The following is a 21,779-nucleotide window of genomic DNA, read 5'->3' on the forward strand; positions in this document are numbered from 1 at the left end:
ACAGAAAAGACATGGCATCTGCGAACAAGGGTCGTGGCACCGGCAGGCATCGTGCGGAGGAGTTGCCGGTGCGGCGGTGGCTGCAGTTGGGGGCGGCGTCGGCTGGTGTCGGCGCGGCATTGCTGGGGTGGTCGCTGATCGGTTCGGAGACCCCGGCTGCATCGGCCGACAGTGGCGTCGACGGCTCGTCGGCGTCGGCCGGTCCGGCCGCGTCGCCGGCCGGCGGTGTGGAGTCCCGCTCGGCGAGTTCGTCTGCGCCGAAGGCATCTTCGTCTTCGGGTGATGACGCCGGTCCGTCGTCGACGTCGCGTCAGACCGCGCGGACCGCTACGGCGCAGGACGAAGATGCCGCTGAGCCTGCCGATGCGGTGGGCCGGGCCGAGCGACGCGGGAATTCGCTTCGAAGCACGGCGAATCCGGTTGAATCGTCGTCGGCTCCGAAGGCCGGTGGGTCCGCGTCGGTGGCCGACCGGTTGGCCGATTCGACGTCGGTGGGCTCGCGGCTGGCCTCGCGTACCGCGGCCGCGCCCGACGTCAACGCCTTCGGCACCGCGGTGACCGGGCTGTTCAACGGGCCCGCGGCCGAACCCGCCGCAGCACCTGGCGGCAACATCACCTTCGAATTCAACTACGGCAAAGGCGCTGAGAGCTGGACCCCGGAACGCCGCCGCGAACTCGAGCAGTCGGCGGCGTCATTGGCGCAGTACCTCAACGCTCCCATTCCGGTCAAGATCACCTACAACGTCAGCGGTGAGGACGACCCGAACAGCAGAACTCTCGCCTTCGCCGGAAGCAACCTGGCCGGCGGGGACTACGGATTCGACAACACCGTCGTGCAGGAGAAGTTGATCTCCGGGCTCGATCTGAACGGCCCGGAGGACGACGGCTACGTCACGTTCAACTTCGCCAACGATTACGGGCTCGGCTACAAGGTGGGTGACGACCAATACGACTTCGTGTCCACCGCCATCCACGAGCTGGTCCATTCGCTCGGGTTCTTCTCGGGTATCGGGCCGGCCGGTGACAACAACGAAAGGTACTGGCCGGTCTTCGCCGGTTTCGTGGTCGACGATCGCGGGACCCGGGCCATCGGGCCGGACTACGCCTTCGACACCGCGCTGGATGCCAACCTCGTCGGCTGGAACGGCGGCCTGTACTTCGGAGGACCCAACGCGGTCGCCGCGTATGGCCGACCCGTTCCGCTTTTTACGCCCGATCCCTTCCAGAGCGGTAGTTCGCTATCGCACCTGAATCAACTGTCGTTCGTGGGCCCCGACGCCCAGATGATGAACCCGGAGGCCAACAAGGTCGGCAACGACCGCCGAACCCTGAGCGCGATCGAGCAGGGGATCCTCGCCGACATCGGATACCAGATCAACTTCCAAGGCCCGGCGCCATACGCACCGCCTGTCGCGGGGGCGTTCCTCGGATTCCTGTTGCTGCGCCGCCGGCGGAAGCCGGAAGCGTCCGGAAACTGAACCCGCAGCAGGCGACAGAGATTCCGATCATGGGCACCGCCAAGCAGAGCCGGGACGCCGCCGGCCCCCGTCGGCGCCGCTCTGCTCGCGGTGCTGTTCCTGCGTCGTCTCAAGAGATCACAGACCACCGCGGACTGATCGTCCGGTCACCGTCCGGGGCACGGATCACCACGGGAGGAGTAGGGGTATGACAACTGCAAAGAAGGGGCGCGGCGTCGGCAGGCATCGCGCGGAGGGCCTTCCCGTGCGGCGGTGGCTCCAGCTGGGCGCGGCGTCGGCCGGGGTCGGTGCGGCACTGCTGGGTTGGTCGCTGGTCGGTTCGGAGATCGGCGTTGCGTCCGCCGACGGTGTCGAGGGTTCGGCGTCGGCGTCAGCCGGGCCGGCCGCATCCCCTTCGAAGGGCGTGGACTCCGGATCTTCGTCGACTGCCGGTACGCACAGCCGACGTGACTCGGGTGGTCCGGCGTCGGCGCCGCGGAGGGCAGCGCCCAGCTCAGCGCCCAGCTCCGCCGCCGGAGAGAACGCCGCCGGAGAGGCTGACAGTGACAACGCGCCGGCGAAGGTGGTGTCCCGGTCCGATCGCGACGCGCCGGCCGGAAGCACCTCCGTCGCAAACCGCTTCGCGAATTCGACGTCGCTGAGTTCCCGAATGGCGTCCCGCTCCGCCGGGGCCACGCCCGCGGCGGGTGGCGGCCCGATGGCCACCATGCTGTCGGCGTTCACACCGAAACCCCCTGCCCCGCAGCCGAACCTGCAGCCGAGTGCCAAAGTCACCTTCGAGTTCGAGTACACCGACGACGGTGAGTACTGGACCCCGGAGCTGAAGCGGGGGCTCGAAGACGCGGCCAACACCTTGGCGGCAACGTATTTCATCGTCGACCGACCGGTGACATTGACCTACCGCGTCAACGGCGAGAACGATCCCGAGAAGCTGGCCGCGGCGGGTAGTGAGCCGTTCGCCAGAAATCCCGGCTTCGACAACGTGGTCGTGCAGGAGAAGCTGCTGTCCGGTCTGGATCTGAACGGGTTGCAGGCTGACGGCGAGATCGACTGGAGTTTCGCCGAGCAATGGAGTGCCCAGCCGAAGCCAACCACGGATCAATACGATCTCACATCGACCGCGATGCACGAGCTGCTGCACTCGTTCGGTTGGCTGTCCTTCATCAATGAGCCCGGCAAGAACGCAACGAACCGCGAATACACGATCTATGACAGCCACATCGTCAACGAGAACGGCGTTCGTCTGGTCAATTCCGACTACCGGTTCGACGAAGAACAGAGTGAGGATCTGATCGGGTTCAACGGCGGCACATATTTCGCCGGCCGCAACGCCGTCGCCGCCTACGGGATGCTGGTTCCGTTGTTCACCCCCGAGCCGTGGCAGGGCGGCAGTTCGCTGTCGCATCTGGACGATGTCACGTTCAGCAGGGCCAACGGGAACTTCCAGATGATGACGTCCGCCGACGGCATGGGCCCCGGTCCGAAGACGCTCAGCCGGATCGAGCAGGGCGTGCTCGCCGACATCGGCTACAACATCCGGTTCCAGGATCCTGCACCGTACGCGCCGGTCTACGGAATGACGTTGGTGGGCTTCCTGTTCCTGCGACGCAAGAAGCGGCCGGGGTCCGAGGACTGAGGAGGTCCGCTCGAGGCGAGGATCCCCCGCGGAACCGGGGGGGATTACGGGGGATCCTCTGCCTCAGGGCGGCCGGACTACTGCGCCGGGGCCGCGGGCGGCATCAGCACGGTGTCGATGAGATACACCGTGGCATTGGCGGTCTGGACGCCGCCGCAGACCACCGACGCGTCGTTGACCATCAGATGCTCGGGCGTGCCGGTCACTGTGACATCGGCGCCCTGCACCGTCTTGTGGGTGCCGACCACCTGAGCCGGATCGGCCTGACCCGGAACCACGTGGTAGGTCAGGATGCTGGTCAGCAGGGCCGAGTCGGTCTTGAGCGTCTCGATCGTGGCCGGGTCGATCTTGGCGAACGCGTCATCGGTCGGGGCGAAGACGGTGAATTCACCACCGTTGAGCGTGTCGACCAGGTTGACGTTCGGATTGAGCTGACCGGAGACCGCCTTGGTCAGGGTGGTCAGCATCGGGTTGTTCGAAGCGGCCTCGGCGACCGGCGACATCGACATCCCCTGCACCGAGCCGGGGCCGTCCGGCACCTGGGCGACGTAGCCGGCGCAGCCCGGGCCGACGGGTGCGGCGGCAGCCGTCCCGGCCGTGCCGAGCGTGAGACCGAGAGCGGCCACCGCGGCGAAACCCGCACCGGCCAACCGCCGGGAGTTGACAGTCATCATGGGTGATTCCTTTCGTGGTGCGGTCCATCGGACCGCGAGTTGGGTTGCGAGACAGGCGGTTACGAAACGGTTCAGTTGGCCGGGGGCATGAGCACCGTGTCGATCATGTACACGGTGGCGTTGGCCGTCTTGACCCCGCCGCACACGAGGCCGGCGTCGTTGACCTTCAGGTCGTTCCCGGCGCCGGTGACGTTGACCGCTGCGCCCTGGACGGTGTCGTGCTCGCCGGCCACCGCGTCGGGCGCCGCCTGACCTGGGACCACGTGGTAGGTCAAGATGCTGGTCAGCAGTTCGGAATCGGTCTTGAGGGTCTCCAGCGTGGCCGGGTCGATCTTGGCGAACGCGTCGTTGGTGGGCGCGAAGACGGTGAACTCACCGCCGTTGAGGGTGTCGACCAGATTCACGCCCGGATTGAGCTGCCCCGACAGCGCCTGGCTCAGCGTGCTGAGTTGGGGATTGTTCGACGCGGCGACGGTCACCGGGTCGGCGGCCATCCCGGCGACGGAGCCGGGGCCGGACGGAACCTGCTCGGCGTAGGCGGCGCATCCGCTTCCGATCAGATTGGCGGCGGGATCCGCGGCCGGTGCGGGGCTGGACATACTGCTCGTCGCGGACTCCACCGCCGAGGACGCGGCGCTCGTCGCGGAGGAGGCGTTGCTCGAGGCCTCCTCGCTCGAGCACGCTGCGGCGCCGAATACGGCCATGGCGGCAAGTCCTGCCATCGCGACGGACTTCCGGTGAACTGTCTTCATCGACTGCTATCCCTTCGTCGGGCGGGCCGGGTGCCCGTCCTGTCCTGACACGGGTGATTCCGCACAGACCGCCCGACGGATGGGCCCGAAGCGCTCACGTCACAGACGCGTCACGATTGGCCTCGCCGCCAACCGGGCCCCGCGAATGCGGGCCCAGACGGCGCGGGGCGGCACAATGAAGGCGTGAATCGGCAGAGCGGGCAGCGGGTCCGAGTGCTCATCCTGGGCAGCACCGGGTCCATCGGCACCCAGGCACTCGAGGTGATCGCGGCCAACCCCGAGCGCTTCGAGGTCGTCGGCCTCGCCGCGGGCGGGGGCAACCCCGAGCTGCTCGCCCGCCAGCGGGCCGAGACCGGGGCCGCCGCCGTCGCCGTCACCAATGAGGGGGCGGCCGAACAGATCGGCGACGTCACCTACACCGGACCCGATGCGGTGACCCGGCTGGTGGAGAACACCCCGGCCGACGTCGTACTCAACGCCCTGGTCGGCGCGCTCGGTCTGGAACCCACCCTCGCCGCCCTCGCGACGGGTGCCCGGCTGGCGCTGGCGAACAAGGAGTCGCTGGTCGCCGGCGGGCCGCTGGTGCTCCGGGCCGCCGCCCCCGGGCAGATCGTGCCGGTGGACTCCGAACACTCGGCGATGGCGCAGTGCCTGCGCGGGGGCACCGCCGACGAGGTGGCCGAGCTCGTCCTGACCGCGTCGGGTGGCCCGTTCCGCGGCTGGTCCGCCGAGGACCTGCAGACCGTCACCCCCGAACAGGCGGGTAAGCACCCGACCTGGTCGATGGGGCCGATGAACACGCTGAACTCGGCGACCCTGGTCAACAAGGGTCTCGAACTCATCGAGACCCATCTGCTGTTCGGCATCCCGTACGACCGCATCCAGGTGGTCGTGCATCCGCAGTCGATCGTGCACTCGATGGCCACCTTCACCGACGGGTCCACGCTCGCGCAGGCCAGCCCGCCGGATATGAAGCTGCCGATCGCCCTGGCGCTGGGCTGGCCGGACCGGGTCGCCGGAGCAGCGTCGGCGTGCGACTTCTCCACCGCGTCGACCTGGGAGTTTCTCCCGCTCGACGACGACGTGTTCCCCGCCGTCCGGCTGGCCCGAGCCGCGGGCGAAGCGGGTGGCTGCCTGACCGCGGTGTACAACGCCGCCAACGAGGAGGCGGCCGAGGCGTTCCTCGACGGCCGGATCAGGTTCCCCGCGATCGTCGACACCGTCGCCGAGGTGCTGCGCGGCGCCGACGAGTGGAAAGCCGAACCGGTTACCGTGGAGGAGGTGCTCGAGGCCCAGCGTTGGGCGCGCGAGCGGGCGCGGTCTGCCGTCGAGCGGGCCGGCGTCGAAAAAGTTCGAGTAAAAGGATGATCGCCGGATGATGTTTGCTCTGGGCGTCGTCGCCTTCGCGCTTGCGATCCTGGTGTCGGTGGCGCTGCACGAGTGCGGGCATATGTGGGTGGCGCGCGCGACCGGGATGAAGGTGCGGCGCTACTTCGTCGGCTTCGGACCGACGGTGTGGTCCACGCGGCGGCCCAATCGGCTGGGCAGCACCGAGTACGGCATCAAGGCCATTCCGCTCGGCGGCTTCTGCGACATCGCCGGGATGACCTCGGTCGAGGAGCTCCCACCCGAGGACCGTCCGTACGCGATGTTCCGGCAGAAGGTCTGGAAGCGGGTCGCGGTGCTGTTCGCGGGGCCGGGTATGAACTTCGTGATCGGCCTGGTCCTGATCTACGCCATCGCGGTCATCTGGGGCCTGCCGAACCTCAACCCACCCACGTCGGCCGTCGTCGGCCAGACCGGATGCGTGGCCGACCAGATCAGCGCGGACGAAGTGGCCGACTGCACCGGCCCGGGTCCGGCCGCGGCGGCCGGTATCCAATCCGGTGACGTGCTGGTCAAGGTCGGTGACACCCCGGTCGCCAACTTCGACGAGGCGCGCGTGGCCCTGCAGGGCTCATCCGGCCCCACCCCGGTGGTCGTCGAACGCGATGGGCAGGAACTGACCAAGATCGTCGACGTCGAACAGACCCAGCGCCTGACCGGTGAGGAGGGTCAGCTCTCGACCGTCGGCGCCATCGGCATCAGCGCCGCCTCGTTCGGGCCGACCCAGTACAACGCGCTGACCGCGGTGCCCGGCACGTTCGCGTTCACCGGTGACCTGGCCGTCGAACTCGGTAAGGCGCTGGCGAAGATCCCCACCAAGATCGGTGCGCTCGTCGACGCCATCGGCGGCGGGGAACGTGACCCCGAAACTCCCATCTCGGTGGTGGGCGCCTCGATCATCGGCGGCGAGACCGTCGACGCCGGGCTGTGGGTGGCGTTCTGGTTCTTCCTCGCCCAGCTGAACTTCGTGCTCGGGGCGGTCAACCTCATTCCGCTGCTGCCCTTCGACGGCGGCCACATCGCGATCGCCGTCTACGAGAAGATCCGCGACATGATCCGGTCGGCGCGCGGCAAGGTGGCCGCGGCGCCGGTGAACTATCTCAAGCTGATGCCGGCGACATACGTAGTCTTGTTCGTGGTGGCCGGATACATGCTGTTGACCGTGACAGCCGATCTGGTCAACCCGATCAGCATCTTCCAATAGGAGAACCCATGAGTTCCGGCCCTGTCATCGGGCTTGGTCTGCCGGTGCCGCCCCCGCCCACGTTGGCGCCGCGGCGCAAGACCCGCCAGCTGATGGTGCGTGACGTCGGCGTCGGCAGCGATCACCCGATCGCGGTGCAGTCGATGTGCACGACCAAGACCCACGACATCAACTCGACCCTGCAGCAGATCGCCGAGCTCACCGCGTCAGGCTGCGACATCGTGCGCGTCGCCTGCCCCCGGCAGGAGGACGCCGACGCGCTGCCGGTGATCGCGAAGAAGTCGAAGATCCCGGTGATCGCCGACATCCACTTCCAGCCGAAGTACATCTTCGCGGCCATCGACGCCGGGTGTGCCGCGGTCCGCGTGAACCCCGGCAACATCAAGGAGTTCGACGGCCGCGTCAAGGAGGTCGCCAAGGCCGCCGGTGACGCGGGCATCCCGATCCGGATCGGCGTCAACGCCGGATCGCTGGACAAGCGCATCATGCAGAAGTACGGCAAAGCCACCCCCGAGGCGCTGGTGGAGTCGGCGCTGTGGGAGGCCTCGCTGTTCGAGGAGCACGGCTTCGGCGATATCAAGATCAGCGTCAAGCACAACGACCCGGTGATCATGGTCGCGGCCTATGAATTGCTGGCCGCGCAGTGCGACTACCCGCTGCACCTCGGGGTCACCGAGGCCGGGCCGGCGTTCCAGGGCACCATCAAGTCCGCCGTCGCGTTCGGCGCCCTGCTGTCCAAGGGCATCGGCGACACCATCCGCGTTTCGCTGTCCGCACCGCCCGCCGAAGAGGTCAAGGTCGGCAACCAGATCCTGGAATCGCTCAACCTGCGTCCGCGCGGCCTGGAGATCGTGTCGTGTCCGTCGTGCGGCCGCGCGCAGGTCGACGTGTACACCCTCGCCAACGAGGTCACCGCCGGCCTCGAGGGGATGGATGTCCCGCTGCGCGTGGCGGTGATGGGCTGCGTGGTCAACGGACCCGGCGAGGCGCGCGAGGCCGATCTCGGCGTCGCCTCGGGCAACGGCAAGGGCCAGATCTTCGTCCGCGGTGAAGTCATCAAGACCGTGCCGGAGGCGCAGATCGTGGAGACGCTGATCGAGGAGGCGTTGCGCATCGCCGACGAGATGGGTTCGGCGCGCGCCGACGGCGAGCCAAGTACCACCGGTTCGCCGATTGTGACCGTAAGCTAGGACCCGACGCGGTGATCGGCCTCACCGCCTCGGCTCCTCCAGAAAGCAGTGACCGATGTCGGCTCCGCCGCTCTCCCGCCTCGCCGACGACCGACAGGTCTCCGTGGTGCGTGATGTCGCCGCGGTGCGGCACGTCCTCGACGGCGATCCCGTCGGATCCTGCATGGTGGCCTCCCGGGTCGCCGATCACGGGGTGGAACCCGGCGCCATCGGCGGTGAGCTCTGGACGCGGCGGCACGCCGCCGAGTCGCTCTGCTACGCCGGCGCCAACCTCATTCCGCTGCGGGGTGCGCCGACCGATATGCGCGTCTTCGCCGAGAAGGCGATGAGCACCGCGCGGCGCTGCTCGTCGCTGGTCGGTCACGCCGAGATGGTGATGCCCATGTGGTGTCGCCTCGAACCGGTCTGGGGACCTGCCCGCGACGTTCGTGACGATCAACCGCTGCTGGCGCTGAACACGGTGCCGCACAACCACATCGACCCCGCGGTGCGCCGGGTTCGGATGGAGGAGCTCGACGCCTATCTGGTGGCGGCCATCGACATGTTCATCGGTGAGGTGGGCATCGACCCCCGGATCGGCGACGGCGGTCGGGGCTATCGGCGCCGGGTGGCCAGCCTGATCGCCGCGGGCCGGGCCTGGGCGCGGTTCGAACGCGGCGAGGTGGTGTTCAAAGCCGAGGTCGGGTCCCAGTCGCCCGCCGTCGGCCAGATCCAGGGGGTCTGGGTGCATCCCGATCGGCGCGGCCACGGACTGGGCACCGGGGGGACCGCTGCGCTGGCCGGCGCCGTGGTGCGCGGCGGACGCATCGCCAGTCTCTACGTCAACAGCTACAACTCGGTGGCCCGGGCGACCTACGCGCGCATCGGCTTCGAACAGGTCGGCACCTTCGCGACGGTGTTGCTCGACTGACCGGCACCGCCGGACGCGGGGTCTACGCTAGGCGCTCATGACCGATCCCGTCGTTGACGATGACACCGACCGCCGGGTGGTCCGGCGCGAGATCGCCGACGCTCTGATGCGGGCGCTCGAACGCCGACACGAAGTGCTCGACGTGATCGTGGCGTCCGACGACTACGACGCCGCGATCGAGAACATCGCCGTACTCCTCGGCACCTCCGCCGTCGGCGGGGAGGCCGTCCTGCGGCTGTCGTTCGACCGGCTCACCAAGGTCGGGCGCCGCCGGATCGCCACCGAGCTCGAGGATCTGAACAACCAGCTGGACTTCACCATGGGCGAGGTGCAGCCGCGCCCGACGGAGCGCGTGGCGCTGAGACCGTTCTCCGCCACCGAGGACCGCGACGTCTTCGCGGCCCGCACCGGCGACGTCGGCGCCGCCGGCGACGGGTCCGGCGCACCCGCGGGGGCGCTCGACGACGAGATCGCCGCGGCGGTCGCGCGGGTGGAGGCCGAGGAGGCCGTGTGGCTGGTCGCCAGTGTCGGGAGCCGCAAGATCGGCATGGTCTTCGGCGAACTGGCCGACGGTGAGGTCAACGTGCGGATCTGGATCCACCCCGAACACCGCAAGCGCGGTTACGGCACCGCGGCGTTGCGCGCTTCGCGCTCGGAGATGGCCGCCTACTTCCCGGCGGTGCCGCTGGTGGTGCGCGCGCCTGCGGCCGGGGGCGTGACCGCCGGTCACGGTTGGTAGGTCAGACACCCCTCGGCGCCGTTGAGCACCCCTTCGCGGTACGCGCGTACCCGGCTGAAGCCGTGGCCCTGGCGCTCGACATCCCCGTCGCCGCGGAACACGAGCAGGGCGGTGATCCCTTCGTCGAGATCGCCGGGGGAGATGCGGAACGAGCTGGTGTCCGCACGGTTGAACAGCATGACGCTCGCGGTGTAGGAGCCGGCCAGACAATCCGACCTCAGCGTCGACGTCCTGTCGTCGGACTGATCGCCCATCCGGGTCAGCGCCGCGAGACCGTACTGCGTGGCCAGCAGCGTCCCGACGGCCCAGTCGCCGCCCTCGCGGTACACCTCCGGCATGTCCTCGACGTTGTCCCAGGCGACGAAATCGTCCGGCACGCAATAGAACAGCGTGTAATCGTCGTCCGCCTCACCGTCACACATCGGCGGGTTGGCGGGATCGAAGGGCTCCAGACCGCGCAGGGGTACCCACGGCTTACCGCCGGTGATCTCCGGATACACGTGCGTCCAGTAGTCCTCGAGGTCATACGGCACGCCGTTGACGATGGAGTCGTACGGCGCGTTGCCTTCGCTGGCGGCCTCCTCGGCATCCTCGAACGGCAGTTCCAGCACCGTCGGCTCACCGTCGCGGTACTCCTTGCAGCGGCCGGCGGCGTTGTCGTAGCCGTCCTGGAAGGCGGCGACCCGGTCGAACCCGCTGCCGTGTGCGGACGGATCCTCGGCGCTGGTGCCGGGGGCGTCCCGCAGGTCGAGCACACCGGCCAGCGCATCGTCGAGTTGATCGTCGCTGACCTGGAAGAGGCCGCTGTCGCGGGCGTGTCTGGACCAGGCGCCGGCGAAGCAGTCGGCTTGGAGTTCCGAGGAGACGGTCAAGGCGTTCTCGTCGAAGAACCCCGACCGGTGCTGCACGGCGTGACCCCACTCGTGCGCGAGCACCACCGGGATCACGAAGTCGCCGAAGTTCGCCTGCAGTTCCGGCAGCAGCCCCTCGGCATCCCAGGACACCGAGTCGTCCAGCTGGCAGAAGAACGCATTGCCCTCCACGTCGGCGTACTCGGTCGCGCACTCGGGCCACTTCGTGGAGGAGGCGGTGAGCGCGTACACGCCGCCCTTCAGCGGTACGTATTCGCTGCCGTAGAGCGCGGGAAACTGCTCGGACCAGTAGGCCTGCAGATCGTCGACCGCCGCGGCGGCCAGCGAGGCGACGGGGGTGACGGTGGAGTTCGGTCCGGCCGCCGCCGTCTCGTCATCGCTGCCGCATGCCGTCAAGGTGAGCAACATCGTGGCGGCGATCGGAGCGATCCTGGTTGATCATGGTGGGACCGTAAGCCGTGACCGTCGGGTTCGCACGTTTCATCCCGTCCGGACACCCGCGTGTTGATAACGGATACGTCTCGGTGCGCCTCCGGCGAGAAGTAGAGTCACATCTCTAACATCGGCCTCAATGGCAACTCGAATCACATCAGCAACACGGATCACCGGATTGCTCACGGTGGTCACCGTCATCGGCAGCCTCGCTCTGGTCGGCTGCACCCCGAAACCGAATGGGCCCGAGCCCGCCGCCGAGGCGTTCTTCGCCGCACTGTCGACCGGTGACACCGAAGCGGCCGCCGAACTGGCCGACCGGCCTGAAGCGGCGCGCGCCGCGCTCAACGAGGCGTGGGCGGGTCTGCAGGCCACCCATCTCGACGCCCAGGTCGTCGGCTCGAAGTACACCGAGGACACCGGCAGCATCACCTACCGCTACACCTGGCACCTGCCGAAAGACCGACGGTGGACCTACGACGGACAGCTGAACATGGTCCGCGACGAGGGTGGCTGGGAAGTGCGTTGGGGCGCAACTAATCTGCATCCGAGACTGGGGGAGAACCAGAAATTCGCGCTGCGCGCGGACCCGCCGCCGCGGGCGTCGGTCAACGAGCGCGGCGGCACCAACGTGCTCATCCCCGGCTTCGTCTACCACTTCCAGCTCGACGCGAAAGCCGCGGGCACCGAGCTGATGGCCACCGCCCGCGCCGTCGCCGATGCGTTGCGTCCCTTCGATCCCGACCTGGACGCCCAACGGCTGGCCGAACAGGCCAGCTCGTCAACCGGACCACTGAGCCTGGTCATCCTGCGCCAGGCCGACCACGACCGGGTGGCCGCCGCGCTGCAGCAGCGCCCGGGCGTCGTCATCACCCCGCAGCCGGCGATGCAGCCCACCGACGACCGTTTCGCCCCGGCGATCATCAACCAGGTCAAGCAGGCGGTCGCTGACGAACTCGACGGCCGCGCCGGCTGGCGGGTCGTGACGGTCAACCAGAACGGTGTGGATGTCGACGTCCTCACCGAGGTGGCCGGTGACCCGGCGCCGTCGATCACCATCAGCCTGGACCGCCAGGTGCAGAACGCCGCGCAGAACTCCGTGAACTTCACCGACAAGCAGGCGATGATCGTCGCGATCCAACCCTCCACCGGCGAAATCCTCGCCGTTGCGCAGAATCCGGCCGCCGACCGCGAGGGTCCGCTGGCCACGATGGGCCTCTACCCGCCCGGCTCGACGTTCAAGATCGTCACGGCGGGTGCGGCGATGGAACGCGATATGGCAACGCCGAACACGCTTTTGGGCTGCCCGGGCCGTCTGGATATCGGTCATCGCACCGTGCCCAACTACGGCGGCTTCGACCTCGGGACCGTCCCGATGTCGCGCGCCTTCGCCAGTTCGTGCAACACCACGTTCGCCGAACTGGCCAGCCGGATGCCGCCGCGCGGGCTGACCACCGCGGCCGCGCAGTATGGCCTCGGCCCCGATTACCAGGTGGAGGGCATCACCACGGTGACCGGCACCGTGCCCCCGACGGTGAACCTGGCCGAACGCACCGAGGACGGCTTCGGGCAGGGCAAGGTGCTGGCGAGCCCCTTCGGAATGGCGCTGGTGGCGGCGACCGTCGCGGCCGGCCACACGCCGGTGCCGCAGCTGATCCAGGGCCGGGAAACCGTCGTGACCGGTGAGCGCACACCGGTCCCGCCCGAGGTGATCGAAGGTCTGCGGCCGATGATGCGGCTGGTGGTGACCAACGGCACGGCCGACGATCTCGCGGGCGCGGGTGATGTCCGCGGCAAGACCGGTGAGGCGGAGTTCGCCGGTGGTTCGCACTCGTGGTTCGCCGGTTACCGCGGTGACCTGGCCTTCGCGGCGCTCATCGTGGGCGGCGGCAGCTCGGAGTACGCGGTGCGGATGCTCAAGGGGATGCTCGACGGACTGCCCGACGGCTATCTGGCCTGAGCGGGGTCGTCGGTAGCCTGGAGGGGTTATGACCAACCCGGCCGACAACGGTGAGCTGATGCCGATGCGCGTCTCCGACGCGGACCGCAACGGCACGCTGCGCCGCCTGCACAACGCGGTGGCACTGGGTCTGATCGACATCGAGGAATTCGAGGAGCGGTCGGCGCGGGTGTCGCAGGCGCGGCTGCGCGAGGATCTCGACGCGCTGGTCGAGGATCTGCCCGGGCCCGGTGCGATCGTCACCTCGGCGACCGACCGCGTCGAGCTGCGCGGGGTGCTCGGCTCGCTCAAACGGCAGGGGGAGTGGACGGTGCCCACGCGACTGGCGCTGCACCGCCGGATGGGCTCGATCGACCTCGATCTGACCCGGGCGCGGTTCGCCGGACCGATCGTGGTGATCGAACTCGATCTGAAGTTCGGCGGGCTCAACCTCCGCCTGCCCGATGGCGCCAGCGCCTCGATCGACGACGTCGAGGTGGTAGTGGGCAGTGCGACCGACCACCGCAGGGACGCACCGGGCGAGGGTCGGCCGCACGTGGTGCTCACCGGCAAGGTGGTGTGGGGGTCGGTCGACGTGCGGGGTCCGCAGACGGGGTGGCTGCGCCGGCCGCGCGTCCTCGGCGAGCGCGGCTGAGCCTAGCGGCGGTCGAGCACCGCGAAGCTCAGCGTCGCCCTGGCCGCCAACCGGTCCCGGCCGACGTCGTGCACATCGACGGCGGTGACGATCAGCCTGCGGCCGGCCCGGACGATCGTCGCCTCCGCGCGGGCGGGACCCACGACGACCGGCGCGAGGAAGTGCACGGTCATATCGGCGGTGGTGACGTCCTGGTCCGCGGTGATGTGCCGCCCGGCCAGCCGACCTCCCGCGATGTCGATCAGGGTCGCGACCAGTCCGCCCTGTAGCGCACCGCGGACGTTGGTCAGATCCGGGCGGTTGTCCATCTCGATGACCAGCTGCTCGTCGCTGTCGACGACGTCGCGCATTCCGTACCGGTGCAGCAGGTGTTCAGGTTCGATCACCGCCGAACGGTAACACCATTCTTGAAAAGTGAGAGGGTGACTCTCGTGACGGGCCGGGCGCACACCGCGATGGAATCGCTGCCCGCCGATCGACCATTACCCTGGTCGGGTGACCCTTCGTACTGCACTGCGCCCCGGCGAGCTCTCCCCGACACTGCCGGTGCCCAAGTCCATCGCGCGTCCCGAATACGCGTGGCGGCCCACCGCCGTCGAGGGCAACGAACCCTGGGTGCAGACCCCCGAGGTGATCGAGAAGATGCGCGTGGCCGGCCGGATCGCGGCCAGGGCTCTCGCCGAGGCGGGTAAAGCCGTCGCGCCCGGCGTCACGACCGACGCGTTGGATCGCATCGCCCACGAGTACATGGTCGACCACGGGGCCTACCCGTCGACGCTGGGCTACAAGGGCTTTCCGAAGTCCTGCTGCACCTCGCTGAACGAGGTGATTTGTCACGGGATCCCGGATTCAACCGTCATCGAGGACGGCGACATCGTCAACATCGACGTGACCGCCTACATCGACGGTGTGCACGGCGACACCAACGCCACCTTCCTGGCCGGCGACGTCTCCGAGGAGCACCGGCTGCTCGTCGAACGCACCCACGAGGCGACGATGCGCGCGATCAAGGCCGTCAAACCCGGCCGCCAGCTCTCGGTCGTCGGCCGGGTCATCGAGTCGTACGCGAACCGCTTCGGCTACAACGTCGTTCGCGACTTCACCGGTCACGGGATCGGCACGACGTTCCACAACGGCCTGGTGGTGCTGCACTACGATCAGCCCTCGGTGGACACCGTGCTGGAGCCGGGCATGACGTTCACCATCGAGCCGATGATCAACCTCGGCACGCTGGACTACGAGATCTGGGACGACGGCTGGACCGTGGCCACCAAGGACCGCAAGTGGACCGCGCAGTTCGAGCACACCCTGGTGGTCACCGACACCGGCGCGGACATCCTCACGCTGCCGTGACGCCGCCGGCGAATGTGAAATCACTGCGAATTTGCGTTCGGAATCTCGCACTGCGTTCACGCTCGGCGCGATGAACGGAGCGCTACTCGTCGCCGGAACCACCTCCGACGCCGGGAAGTCGATGGTGGTGGCCGGGCTGTGCCGGCTGCTGGCCCGCCGCGGGGTGCGGGTGGCGCCGTTCAAGGCGCAGAACATGTCGAACAATTCCGCGGTGACCGTCGAGGGCGGCGAGATCGGCCGTGCCCAGGCGATGCAGGCCCGCGCCGCCGGCCTGGCGCCCAGCATCCGGTTCAACCCGGTGTTGCTCAAACCCGGCAGTGACCGGACCTCACAGCTGGTGGTGCGCGGACAGGTCACCGGATCGGTGGCCGCGGCCGACTACATCACCCACCGGGATCGTCTCGCCGACGTGGTGGCCGGTGAACTCGCCGCGCTGCGTGAGGACTTCGACATCGTGCTCTGCGAGGGTGCCGGCTCACCCGCCGAGATCAATCTGCGCGTCACCGACCTGGCGAACATGGGGCTCGCGAGGCGCGCGCGGATGCCGGTGATCGTGGTCGGCGACATCGATCGCGGGGGAGTGCTGGCCCACCTCTACGGCACGGTCGCGGTCTTGGACCCGGCCGACCAGGAACTGATCGCGGGGTTCGTCGTCAACAAGTTCCGCGGGGATCCGGCTCTGCTGGCTCCGGGTCTCGACCAACTGCGGGAGCTGACCGGCAGGCCCACCTACGGGGTGGTGCCCTACAGCGACGAGCTGTGGCTCGACGCGGAGGACTCGGTGTCGGTGCAGGCCGGCAGCATCGTCGGCCGGCCGGGCGCACCCCGCGGCGCCGAGGCCCTCACCGTCGCCGCGGTGCGGCTGCCGCGCATCTCGAACTCCACCGATGTCGAGGCGCTGGCGTGTGAGCCCGGCGTCACGGTGCGTTGGGTGACCGACCCGGCGGGACTGGCAGACGCCGATGTCGTGGTCCTGCCCGGCACCAAGGCCACCGTCGCGGATCTGGAGTGGCTGCGCGGTCGCGGGCTCGCCGACGCCGTCGTCGCCCACGCGCGAGCCGGTCGGCCGGTGCTGGGCGTGTGCGGCGGCTTCCAGATGCTCTGCCGCCACATCGACGACGCGGTGGAATCGCGGGCCGGACAGGTCGACGGACTCGGGCTGCTCGACGCCGACATCACCTTCGCGTCCGCGAAGACGTTGCGGCACTGGGAGACACCGCTGCACGGCTACGAGATCCACCATGGGCAGGTCACCCGCTGCGAGGACGGCGACTGGGTCGGCGTCGGGGTGCGCCGCGGCGCGGTGTTCGGCACCCACTGGCACGGTCTCATGGACAACAACGTCCTGCGCCGGGGCTGGCTGACCGAGGCCGCCGCGGCTGCGGGCCGTACGGGATTTGTGGTGGCCGACGACGTCGACGTCCCCGCGCGGCGCGACGGACAGCTCGATGTGATGGCCGATCTGCTCGACGCGCATCTCGACGTCGACGCGGTGCTCGGGCTGGCCACCGGCGGGCCGGTGCGCAGACCGGTCATCACGACGGGGCTGATGAGTAGCCTGCAGATATGACCAGGCAGCGGACCGCGGCCACGCTCGTCGCCGTCACGTTGCTGACTGGTTGTTCGACCACCGTGTCCGGGACCGCGACCTGGCCGGGCGCGCGCCTGGAAAAGGTTCTGCTCACCGCCGCGGACGTCCCGCCCGGCGCCCGCTACGACCGGATCTTCGATGAGCCCGAACCGTCCGGCGGTCCGGCCGGGCCGCCACCGATGGCGACCTCACCGCCGGGCTGCTCCGACGCGTTGACCCGGGTGATCGAGGAGACCGCGCAACGCGGGCCGGGTAGCGCAGGCGAATACCTGGTGGCCTTCGACGGGGCGCGGATCGTGATGACCGTGCTGACGTGGAACCTCGATCTGGATCGGCTGCAGGCGGCCGCCGAGCGCTGTGAGCGCTTCGAGACGTTCTTCGATCCGTCGGGCGACCGCATCCCGATGACCACCACTCGCCTGGACACCGCACGTCTCGACGCGTTGGTTTACCGGCAGACGCTCACGCTCGCCGGCGTCGACAGCAGCGTCTACTTCAGCTTCGAGAACATCGGCACCATGGGGGTGTTCGGGATCGCCTTCCCCACACCGGATCCCGGCATCACCGCGAAAGGCGAGCTGCCGCAAACCTTCCTGGACATCACCGGCAAACAGGCCGGCCGCATGGAGGCGCTCTGACCACGGGGAAGACGCCGAAATCCGCTCGCGGGACAACCGCATGCCTGTAGCGTGACCGAATGCTCTCGTCGATGGTCACCGTCGAAGGGTTCTCCGTACCGGTTGCCGTCGCAGGGCCCGAAAAGGGTTCTGTCGTCGTTCTGCTCGCCGCCGCGCAGCATCCGTCTTCGGCGTACGACGGGGTGTGCCAGCGCCTGCACACCGCGAACCTGCGCACGATCATCATCGGACCGGAACCACGCCTGACGGCCAACGCCGTCATCGGCGTCCTCGACTCGCTCGACGTCCGCTGGGGGCTACTGGTCGGTGACCGGACCGGCGGCGATCTGGCCTGGGAGCTCGCCGCCACCCGACTCGACCGGTTCATCGGCCTGGTCGTGATCGACCGCGGCCACCCGCGCGTCGCCGATCCGACCGGCACCGTCCGCGACGAACGCTGCCCGGCGGTGGAGATGAACACCACGGCACTGGTCAGCAACGCGGCCGCCCGCGCGGTGGCCACGGCCAGCCAACAGTATGTCTACGGTGACTACCGGATCGTCAACCTGCTCGGCCGACGCAACGCCGCCGATTCGACCGCGCAGCTGGCGGCCGAGATCGTCATGCGCACCAGCACCTGGTAGCTAGGAGGGCGGTTCGTCAGGCGTCCACGCCTGCGGCAGACCGGGCTGATTCGGGAACAGATAGTCGACGAAAGCCGCTGCGGTGGGCTGTGGTTCGTGATTGGCCAGCCCGGGCCGCTCGTTCGCCTCGACGAAGACGTACTCCTCCGCGGTCACGTCGGGCACCAGCAGATCGATACCGGTGACCGGGATGCCGATCGCCGCGGCAGCCGCCACCGCCACCCGGCACAGCTCGGGATTCACCTCGGCGGTGACGTCGTGAATGGTGCCGCCCTGATGCAGGTTCGCCGTGCGGCGCACCCGCAGCCGCTCACCCTCGGGAAGCACGTCGTCGAACGACCAGCCGGCCTCCCGGACCGTGCCCTCCGTGACGGCGTCCATCGGGATCTGCGATTCACCGCCGGTGGCGGCGGCCCGTCGCCGGCTCTGGGTCTCGATGAGTTCGCGGATCGTGTGCTTGCCGGTGCCGACGATCTCGGCCGGCATCCGCAGCGCGGCTGCCACCACCTTGCCGTCGATCACGACGAGGCGGAGGTCGTCGCCGGGAGCGCGCTGTTCGATGAGCACCTCGGGGTGCTGTTCGCGGGCCCGGACGAGTGCGGCGTCGAGTTCCTCCGGTCCGTCGACCCCGACAGTGATGCCCTTGCCCTGCTCGCCGCGGGTCGGTTTGACCACGACATCGCCCACCTCGGCGAGGAACTCGTGGTCCTTCTCGTCGAAGGTGGCCAGTCGGCCTTTCGGGACCGTGATGCCGGCGTCGGACACGATGCGCCGGGTCTGGCGTTTGTCGTCGCAGCGGCTCATCGCGACCGCGGAGGTGAACTCCGACAGCGACTCCCGGGTGATGACACTGCGCCCGCCGTGGCTCAATCGCATCTCGCCTGCGCCCGCGTCGAGAACCTCGACCCAGATGCCGCGCCGGATCGCCTCGTCGGCGATGATGCGTGCATACGGGTTGAGGTCGTCGACGGTCTCCGGCGGATGGGTGAACAGGGGCTCGTTGATCGCGTTCTTGCGCTTGACCGCCAGGACCGGGACGCGCTGGAAGCCCAGCTTCTCGTACAGGCCGATCGCCGCCGCGTTGTCATGGGCCACCGACAGATCCATGTAGGACCGGCCGCGTTCGAGGAACACCCGGGCCAGCGAGCGGGTCAGCGCCTCCCCGACACCGGGCAGGCTCGCGGTCGGATCGACGGCCAGCGTCCACAGGCTCGACCCGTTCTCGGGGTCGGAGAACAGCAGCGTGTGGTCGACGCCGGTGACGGTGCCGAGCACGCTGCCGTCGTCGTCGCGGACCGCGACCAGATAGATGACCGCGTCCTGATTGGTGTGGTTGTCCCAGATGACGTCGTTCGGAGCGGGCACCATGCCGCACCGCACGAACACGCGGTTCATCTCGTCGGCGTCGGCCGGATCCTGCAGGCGGCGGACGGTGAAGCCGACGGGATCGCGGCCGGCAATGTCATCGTCGAGGAACCGGAACCGGTAGGTGTGGCTGGGATCGATGAACAGCTCGGCCGGGGACCGCGCCACCAGCACGTGCGACTCGCGCGCGTAGATGCAGATGTCGCGGCGGCCTGAGCGCTCCTGTTTGAGCACCTCGGCGAGCCGCTCGGGGTCGGCGAAGGTCTGGCCGAAGATCAGCCTGCCCCAACCGAGTTCGAGCACGACGTCGTCGGCCATGGCGTCCACGAGGTGCTGCGGCGAGGCGCCGTGCAGCCCCATCGTGATGGCCTCGGTGTGGTCTTCGAGGTCCCCATCATCGTGGCCCACGCCCGCGTCCGTGTCGGTCACGCAGCCGGCCCCGTGATCCCGTGCCGCTGCAGCCACAGCTCCAGCAGCGCGATCTGCCACAACTCGTTGCCGCGCAACGGGGTCAGCTTCCCGTTGGGGTCGGCGAGCAGCCGCTCCACCGCGTCGGGCCGGAACAGGTCGCGCTCCTTGGCCGCCGGCGTGAACAGCGCGTCGCGGACCAGATCCAGATACGGGCCTTCCAGATGTGTCAGCGCGGGCACCGGGAAGTACCCCTTCGGACGGTCGATCACCTCGGCCGGGATCACCCGGCGCGCCGCCTCTTTCAGCACACCCTTGCCGCCCTGTGCGGTCTTGTACTCGGGCGGGCAGGTGGCGGCCAGCTCGACCAGTTCGTGGTCGAGGAACGGCACCCGGCCCTCGAGTCCCCACGCCATCGTCATGTTGTCGACCCGTTTGACCGGGTCGTCGACGAGCATGACCATCGTGTCGAGCCGCAGCGCCCGGTCCACCCCGGTCTCGGCGCCTGCGCGCGCGAAGTGTTCGGTGACGAACCGTCCGCTCGGATCCCCGTCGGTGAAGTACGGCGGGGTGACCAGCCCACGGAGCTCGTCGGGACCGCGGTCGAAGAAGGCGCCGCGATAGCTGCGCACCGACCCGTCGACGGACGCGGCACCGGGTTCGGCCATCGGTGGATACCAGTGGTAGCCGGCGAACACCTCGTCGGCGCCCTGGCCGGACTGCACCACCTTGACGTGTTTGGCGACCTCCTGGCTGAGCAGGTAGAACGCCACGCAGTCGTGGCTGACCATCGGTTCGCTCATCGCGCCGATCGCCCCGTCGAGCGCGGGGAGCATGCGGGCGGTGTCGATCCGGATCTGGTGGTGGTCGGTTCCGAACCGCGACGCGACGATGTCGGAGTACTTGAATTCGTCGCCGGCCACACCGTTGACCGATTCGAAGCCGATCGAGAACGTCTGCAACCCGGATTGCCCGGCCTCGGCGAGCAGGCCGACGATCAAGCTGGAATCGACGCCGCCGGACAGCAGGCACCCGACCGGCACGTCGGCCACCAGGCGCCGCTCGACGGCGCGGCGCAGCGCGGCGAGCACCGCGTCCTCCCAGTCCTGCGCCGACCAGTCCGCGCGGTCGGCCTGCCGGGTGAAATCGGGGGTCCAGTACGTGGTGGTCACCGGTGTGCGGTAGCCGCCGTGCCCGTCGGGCTCGATCGCGACCAGCGACGCCGGCGGCACCTTCTTGACGCCGCGCAGGATCGTCAGCGGCGGTGGCACCACCGAGTGAAAGCTCAGGTAGTGGTGCAGGGCGACCGGGTCGATCCGGGTGTCGACACCGCCGCCGGCCACCAGTGCCGGCAGCGACGAGGCGAACCGGATGCGGTGCGCGTCCTCGCTGATGTAGAGCGGTTTGATGCCCAGCCGGTCCCGGCCCAGCAGCACCCGGCCGCTGTCGCGTTCGACGATGGCGAACGCGAACATGCCGTACAGGCGGTCGACGAAACGGTCGCCCCAGTGGTGATAGGCCTTGAGCAGCACCTCGGTGTCGCTCGTGCTGAAGAAGCGGTATCCGTGCCCGGACAGCTCCGTGCGGAGTTCCTGATAGTTGTAGATGCAGCCGTTCCAGGCGATCGACAACCCGAGATCGGCGTCGACCATCGGCTGACCGCCGGCCTCCGACAGATCGATGATCTTGAGGCGGCGGTGGCCCAGGGCCACGGACCGCTGCGCCCAGACACCCGCACCGTCGGGGCCGCGCGGGGTCAACGCCTCGGCCATTGCCGAGACTGCCGTCAGATCCGGGGTTCTGCCGTCGAGGCGCACCTCACCGGTGGCTCCACACATCGGTCAAACCCTACCGCTGACGGACCGGGAGCGGGCGGCGGAGGGGTGAAGGGTCACCCGCAGGGTCGGAGTCTGGCTGAGAATCCTGGTGAACAC

19 protein-coding genes are annotated in these 21,779 nt (G+C 69.0%); 13 read left to right on the plus strand and 6 right to left on the minus strand.

Annotated elements, in window-relative coordinates; genetic code table 11:
* Positions 1 to 11: 11 nt before the first annotated feature.
* Positions 12 to 1,478, plus strand: coding sequence for a hypothetical protein (locus A5757_RS19755; RefSeq protein WP_066837523.1), 1,467 nt, complete (start codon positions 12 to 14; stop codon positions 1,476 to 1,478).
* 187 nt (positions 1,479 to 1,665) lie between these two features.
* Entirely contained in the window at positions 1,666 to 3,114 is a 1,449-nt protein-coding gene (locus A5757_RS19760) for a hypothetical protein (protein ID WP_156618585.1), read from the plus strand.
* A 77-nt stretch (positions 3,115 to 3,191) separates the two neighbouring features.
* Here A5757_RS19760 and A5757_RS19765 read toward each other — a convergent pair whose 3' ends face one another.
* Complete coding sequence (locus tag A5757_RS19765) at positions 3,192 to 3,788, minus strand: fasciclin domain-containing protein (protein ID WP_197497400.1); 597 nt, start codon at positions 3,786 to 3,788, stop codon at positions 3,192 to 3,194.
* Positions 3,789 to 3,859: 71 nt separating this feature from the next.
* Entirely contained in the window at positions 3,860 to 4,540 is a 681-nt protein-coding gene (locus A5757_RS19770) for a fasciclin domain-containing protein (protein WP_066837529.1), read from the minus strand.
* Between the two features lie 183 nt (positions 4,541 to 4,723).
* On the opposite strand from A5757_RS19770, the gene dxr reads away from it, so the two are divergent.
* Genes dxr through A5757_RS19795 form a run of 5 tightly spaced genes read left to right on the plus strand, consistent with a single transcriptional unit; the run spans position 4,724 to position 9,969 of the window.
* The gene (dxr, locus tag A5757_RS19775) at positions 4,724 to 5,908 is read left to right on the plus strand and encodes a 1-deoxy-D-xylulose-5-phosphate reductoisomerase (RefSeq protein ID WP_066837532.1); all 1,185 of its coding nucleotides are present in this window, start codon (positions 4,724 to 4,726) and stop codon (positions 5,906 to 5,908) included.
* A 7-nt stretch (positions 5,909 to 5,915) separates the two neighbouring features.
* Positions 5,916 to 7,130 carry an RIP metalloprotease gene (locus A5757_RS19780; RefSeq protein WP_066837534.1) on the plus strand — a complete coding sequence of 405 codons (1,215 nt, stop codon included), beginning with the start codon at positions 5,916 to 5,918 and terminating at the stop codon, positions 7,128 to 7,130.
* Between the two features lie 8 nt (positions 7,131 to 7,138).
* The gene (ispG, locus tag A5757_RS19785; protein WP_066837535.1) at positions 7,139 to 8,320 is read left to right on the plus strand and encodes a flavodoxin-dependent (E)-4-hydroxy-3-methylbut-2-enyl-diphosphate synthase; all 1,182 of its coding nucleotides are present in this window, start codon (positions 7,139 to 7,141) and stop codon (positions 8,318 to 8,320) included.
* Positions 8,321 to 8,375: 55 nt separating this feature from the next.
* Positions 8,376 to 9,230: a GNAT family N-acetyltransferase gene (locus A5757_RS19790; RefSeq protein ID WP_066837537.1), complete on the plus strand. Its 855-nt coding sequence runs from the start codon at positions 8,376 to 8,378 to the stop codon at positions 9,228 to 9,230.
* Positions 9,231 to 9,267: 37 nt separating this feature from the next.
* Positions 9,268 to 9,969: a GNAT family N-acetyltransferase gene (locus tag A5757_RS19795; RefSeq protein ID WP_066837539.1), complete on the plus strand. Its 702-nt coding sequence runs from the start codon at positions 9,268 to 9,270 to the stop codon at positions 9,967 to 9,969.
* On the opposite strand, the gene A5757_RS19800 is transcribed toward A5757_RS19795, so the two are convergent.
* Positions 9,957 to 11,249, minus strand: a complete 1,293-nt coding sequence (locus A5757_RS19800; RefSeq protein ID WP_066837543.1) for a neutral zinc metallopeptidase — start codon at positions 11,247 to 11,249, stop codon at positions 9,957 to 9,959. The two genes, A5757_RS19795 and A5757_RS19800, sit on opposite strands and share 13 nt — an antisense overlap.
* A 163-nt stretch (positions 11,250 to 11,412) precedes the next feature.
* On the opposite strand from A5757_RS19800, the gene A5757_RS19805 reads away from it, so the two are divergent.
* Together A5757_RS19805 and A5757_RS19810 are read left to right on the plus strand one after the other, a co-directional pair.
* Positions 11,413 to 13,233 carry a penicillin-binding transpeptidase domain-containing protein gene (locus A5757_RS19805; RefSeq protein WP_066837546.1) on the plus strand — a complete coding sequence of 607 codons (1,821 nt, stop codon included), beginning with the start codon at positions 11,413 to 11,415 and terminating at the stop codon, positions 13,231 to 13,233.
* A 28-nt stretch (positions 13,234 to 13,261) separates the two neighbouring features.
* The gene (locus tag A5757_RS19810) at positions 13,262 to 13,867 is read left to right on the plus strand and encodes a DUF1707 domain-containing protein (RefSeq protein ID WP_066837549.1); all 606 of its coding nucleotides are present in this window, start codon (positions 13,262 to 13,264) and stop codon (positions 13,865 to 13,867) included.
* Between the two features lie 2 nt (positions 13,868 to 13,869).
* On the opposite strand, the gene A5757_RS19815 is transcribed toward A5757_RS19810, so the two are convergent.
* Positions 13,870 to 14,217 (minus strand): PaaI family thioesterase, encoded by a 348-nt coding sequence (locus A5757_RS19815; RefSeq protein WP_066837718.1) that lies wholly within the window; start codon positions 14,215 to 14,217, stop codon positions 13,870 to 13,872.
* 145 nt (positions 14,218 to 14,362) lie between these two features.
* Between A5757_RS19815 and map the strand changes: the two genes are divergently transcribed.
* The 4 genes from map (at position 14,363) to A5757_RS19835 (ending at position 18,072) form a co-directional block, all read left to right on the plus strand.
* Positions 14,363 to 15,220, plus strand: coding sequence for a type I methionyl aminopeptidase (gene map, locus A5757_RS19820; RefSeq protein WP_066837552.1), 858 nt, complete (start codon positions 14,363 to 14,365; stop codon positions 15,218 to 15,220).
* A 70-nt stretch (positions 15,221 to 15,290) separates the two neighbouring features.
* Positions 15,291 to 16,790 (plus strand): cobyric acid synthase, encoded by a 1,500-nt coding sequence (locus tag A5757_RS19825; protein WP_066837555.1) that lies wholly within the window; start codon positions 15,291 to 15,293, stop codon positions 16,788 to 16,790.
* The gene (locus A5757_RS19830; RefSeq protein ID WP_066837558.1) at positions 16,787 to 17,449 is read left to right on the plus strand and encodes a hypothetical protein; all 663 of its coding nucleotides are present in this window, start codon (positions 16,787 to 16,789) and stop codon (positions 17,447 to 17,449) included. Before A5757_RS19825 ends, A5757_RS19830 begins: the two co-directional genes overlap by 4 nt.
* Before the next feature lie 59 nt (positions 17,450 to 17,508).
* Positions 17,509 to 18,072, plus strand: a complete 564-nt coding sequence (locus A5757_RS19835; RefSeq protein ID WP_066837561.1) for an alpha/beta fold hydrolase — start codon at positions 17,509 to 17,511, stop codon at positions 18,070 to 18,072.
* Here A5757_RS19835 and ngg read toward each other — a convergent pair whose 3' ends face one another.
* Positions 18,073 to 19,797 carry an N-acetylglutaminylglutamine synthetase gene (ngg, locus tag A5757_RS19840; protein ID WP_082929594.1) on the minus strand — a complete coding sequence of 575 codons (1,725 nt, stop codon included), beginning with the start codon at positions 19,795 to 19,797 and terminating at the stop codon, positions 18,073 to 18,075. It lies immediately after the preceding gene.
* A 65-nt stretch (positions 19,798 to 19,862) separates the two neighbouring features.
* Positions 19,863 to 21,683, minus strand: a complete 1,821-nt coding sequence (locus tag A5757_RS19845; RefSeq protein WP_066837564.1) for an N-acetylglutaminylglutamine amidotransferase — start codon at positions 21,681 to 21,683, stop codon at positions 19,863 to 19,865.
* Between the last annotated feature and the right edge of the window lie 96 nt (positions 21,684 to 21,779).

This window comes from Mycobacterium sp. 852013-51886_SCH5428379, assembly GCF_001665575.1.
Lineage (GTDB): Bacteria > Actinomycetota > Actinomycetes > Mycobacteriales > Mycobacteriaceae > Mycobacterium.

Bases quoted from the DNA above. Each gene is read 5' to 3' on its own strand.
- A5757_RS19765 (WP_197497400.1), bottom strand. From the start codon at position 3,788: ATGATGACTGTCAACTCCCGGCGGTTGGCCGGTGCGGGTTTCGCCGCG.
- A5757_RS19835 (WP_066837561.1), top strand. From the start codon at position 17,509: ATGCTCTCGTCGATGGTCACCGTCGAAGGGTTCTCCGTACCGGTTGCC.
- ispG (WP_066837535.1), top strand. From the start codon at position 7,139: ATGAGTTCCGGCCCTGTCATCGGGCTTGGTCTGCCGGTGCCGCCCCCG.
- A5757_RS19825 (WP_066837555.1), top strand. From the start codon at position 15,291: ATGAACGGAGCGCTACTCGTCGCCGGAACCACCTCCGACGCCGGGAAG.
- A5757_RS19845 (WP_066837564.1), bottom strand. From the start codon at position 21,683: ATGTGTGGAGCCACCGGTGAGGTGCGCCTCGACGGCAGAACCCCGGAT.
- A5757_RS19780 (WP_066837534.1), top strand. From the start codon at position 5,916: ATGATGTTTGCTCTGGGCGTCGTCGCCTTCGCGCTTGCGATCCTGGTG.
- A5757_RS19815 (WP_066837718.1), bottom strand. From the start codon at position 14,217: ATGCGCGACGTCGTCGACAGCGACGAGCAGCTGGTCATCGAGATGGAC.
- A5757_RS19770 (WP_066837529.1), bottom strand. From the start codon at position 4,540: ATGAAGACAGTTCACCGGAAGTCCGTCGCGATGGCAGGACTTGCCGCC.
- A5757_RS19830 (WP_066837558.1), top strand. From the start codon at position 16,787: ATGACCAGGCAGCGGACCGCGGCCACGCTCGTCGCCGTCACGTTGCTG.
- ngg (WP_082929594.1), bottom strand. From the start codon at position 19,797: ATGGGGCTGCACGGCGCCTCGCCGCAGCACCTCGTGGACGCCATGGCC.
- A5757_RS19810 (WP_066837549.1), top strand. From the start codon at position 13,262: ATGACCAACCCGGCCGACAACGGTGAGCTGATGCCGATGCGCGTCTCC.
- A5757_RS19760 (WP_156618585.1), top strand. From the start codon at position 1,666: ATGACAACTGCAAAGAAGGGGCGCGGCGTCGGCAGGCATCGCGCGGAG.
- A5757_RS19795 (WP_066837539.1), top strand. From the start codon at position 9,268: ATGACCGATCCCGTCGTTGACGATGACACCGACCGCCGGGTGGTCCGG.
- A5757_RS19755 (WP_066837523.1), top strand. From the start codon at position 12: ATGGCATCTGCGAACAAGGGTCGTGGCACCGGCAGGCATCGTGCGGAG.
- A5757_RS19790 (WP_066837537.1), top strand. From the start codon at position 8,376: ATGTCGGCTCCGCCGCTCTCCCGCCTCGCCGACGACCGACAGGTCTCC.
- A5757_RS19805 (WP_066837546.1), top strand. From the start codon at position 11,413: ATGGCAACTCGAATCACATCAGCAACACGGATCACCGGATTGCTCACG.
- A5757_RS19800 (WP_066837543.1), bottom strand. From the start codon at position 11,249: ATGTTGCTCACCTTGACGGCATGCGGCAGCGATGACGAGACGGCGGCG.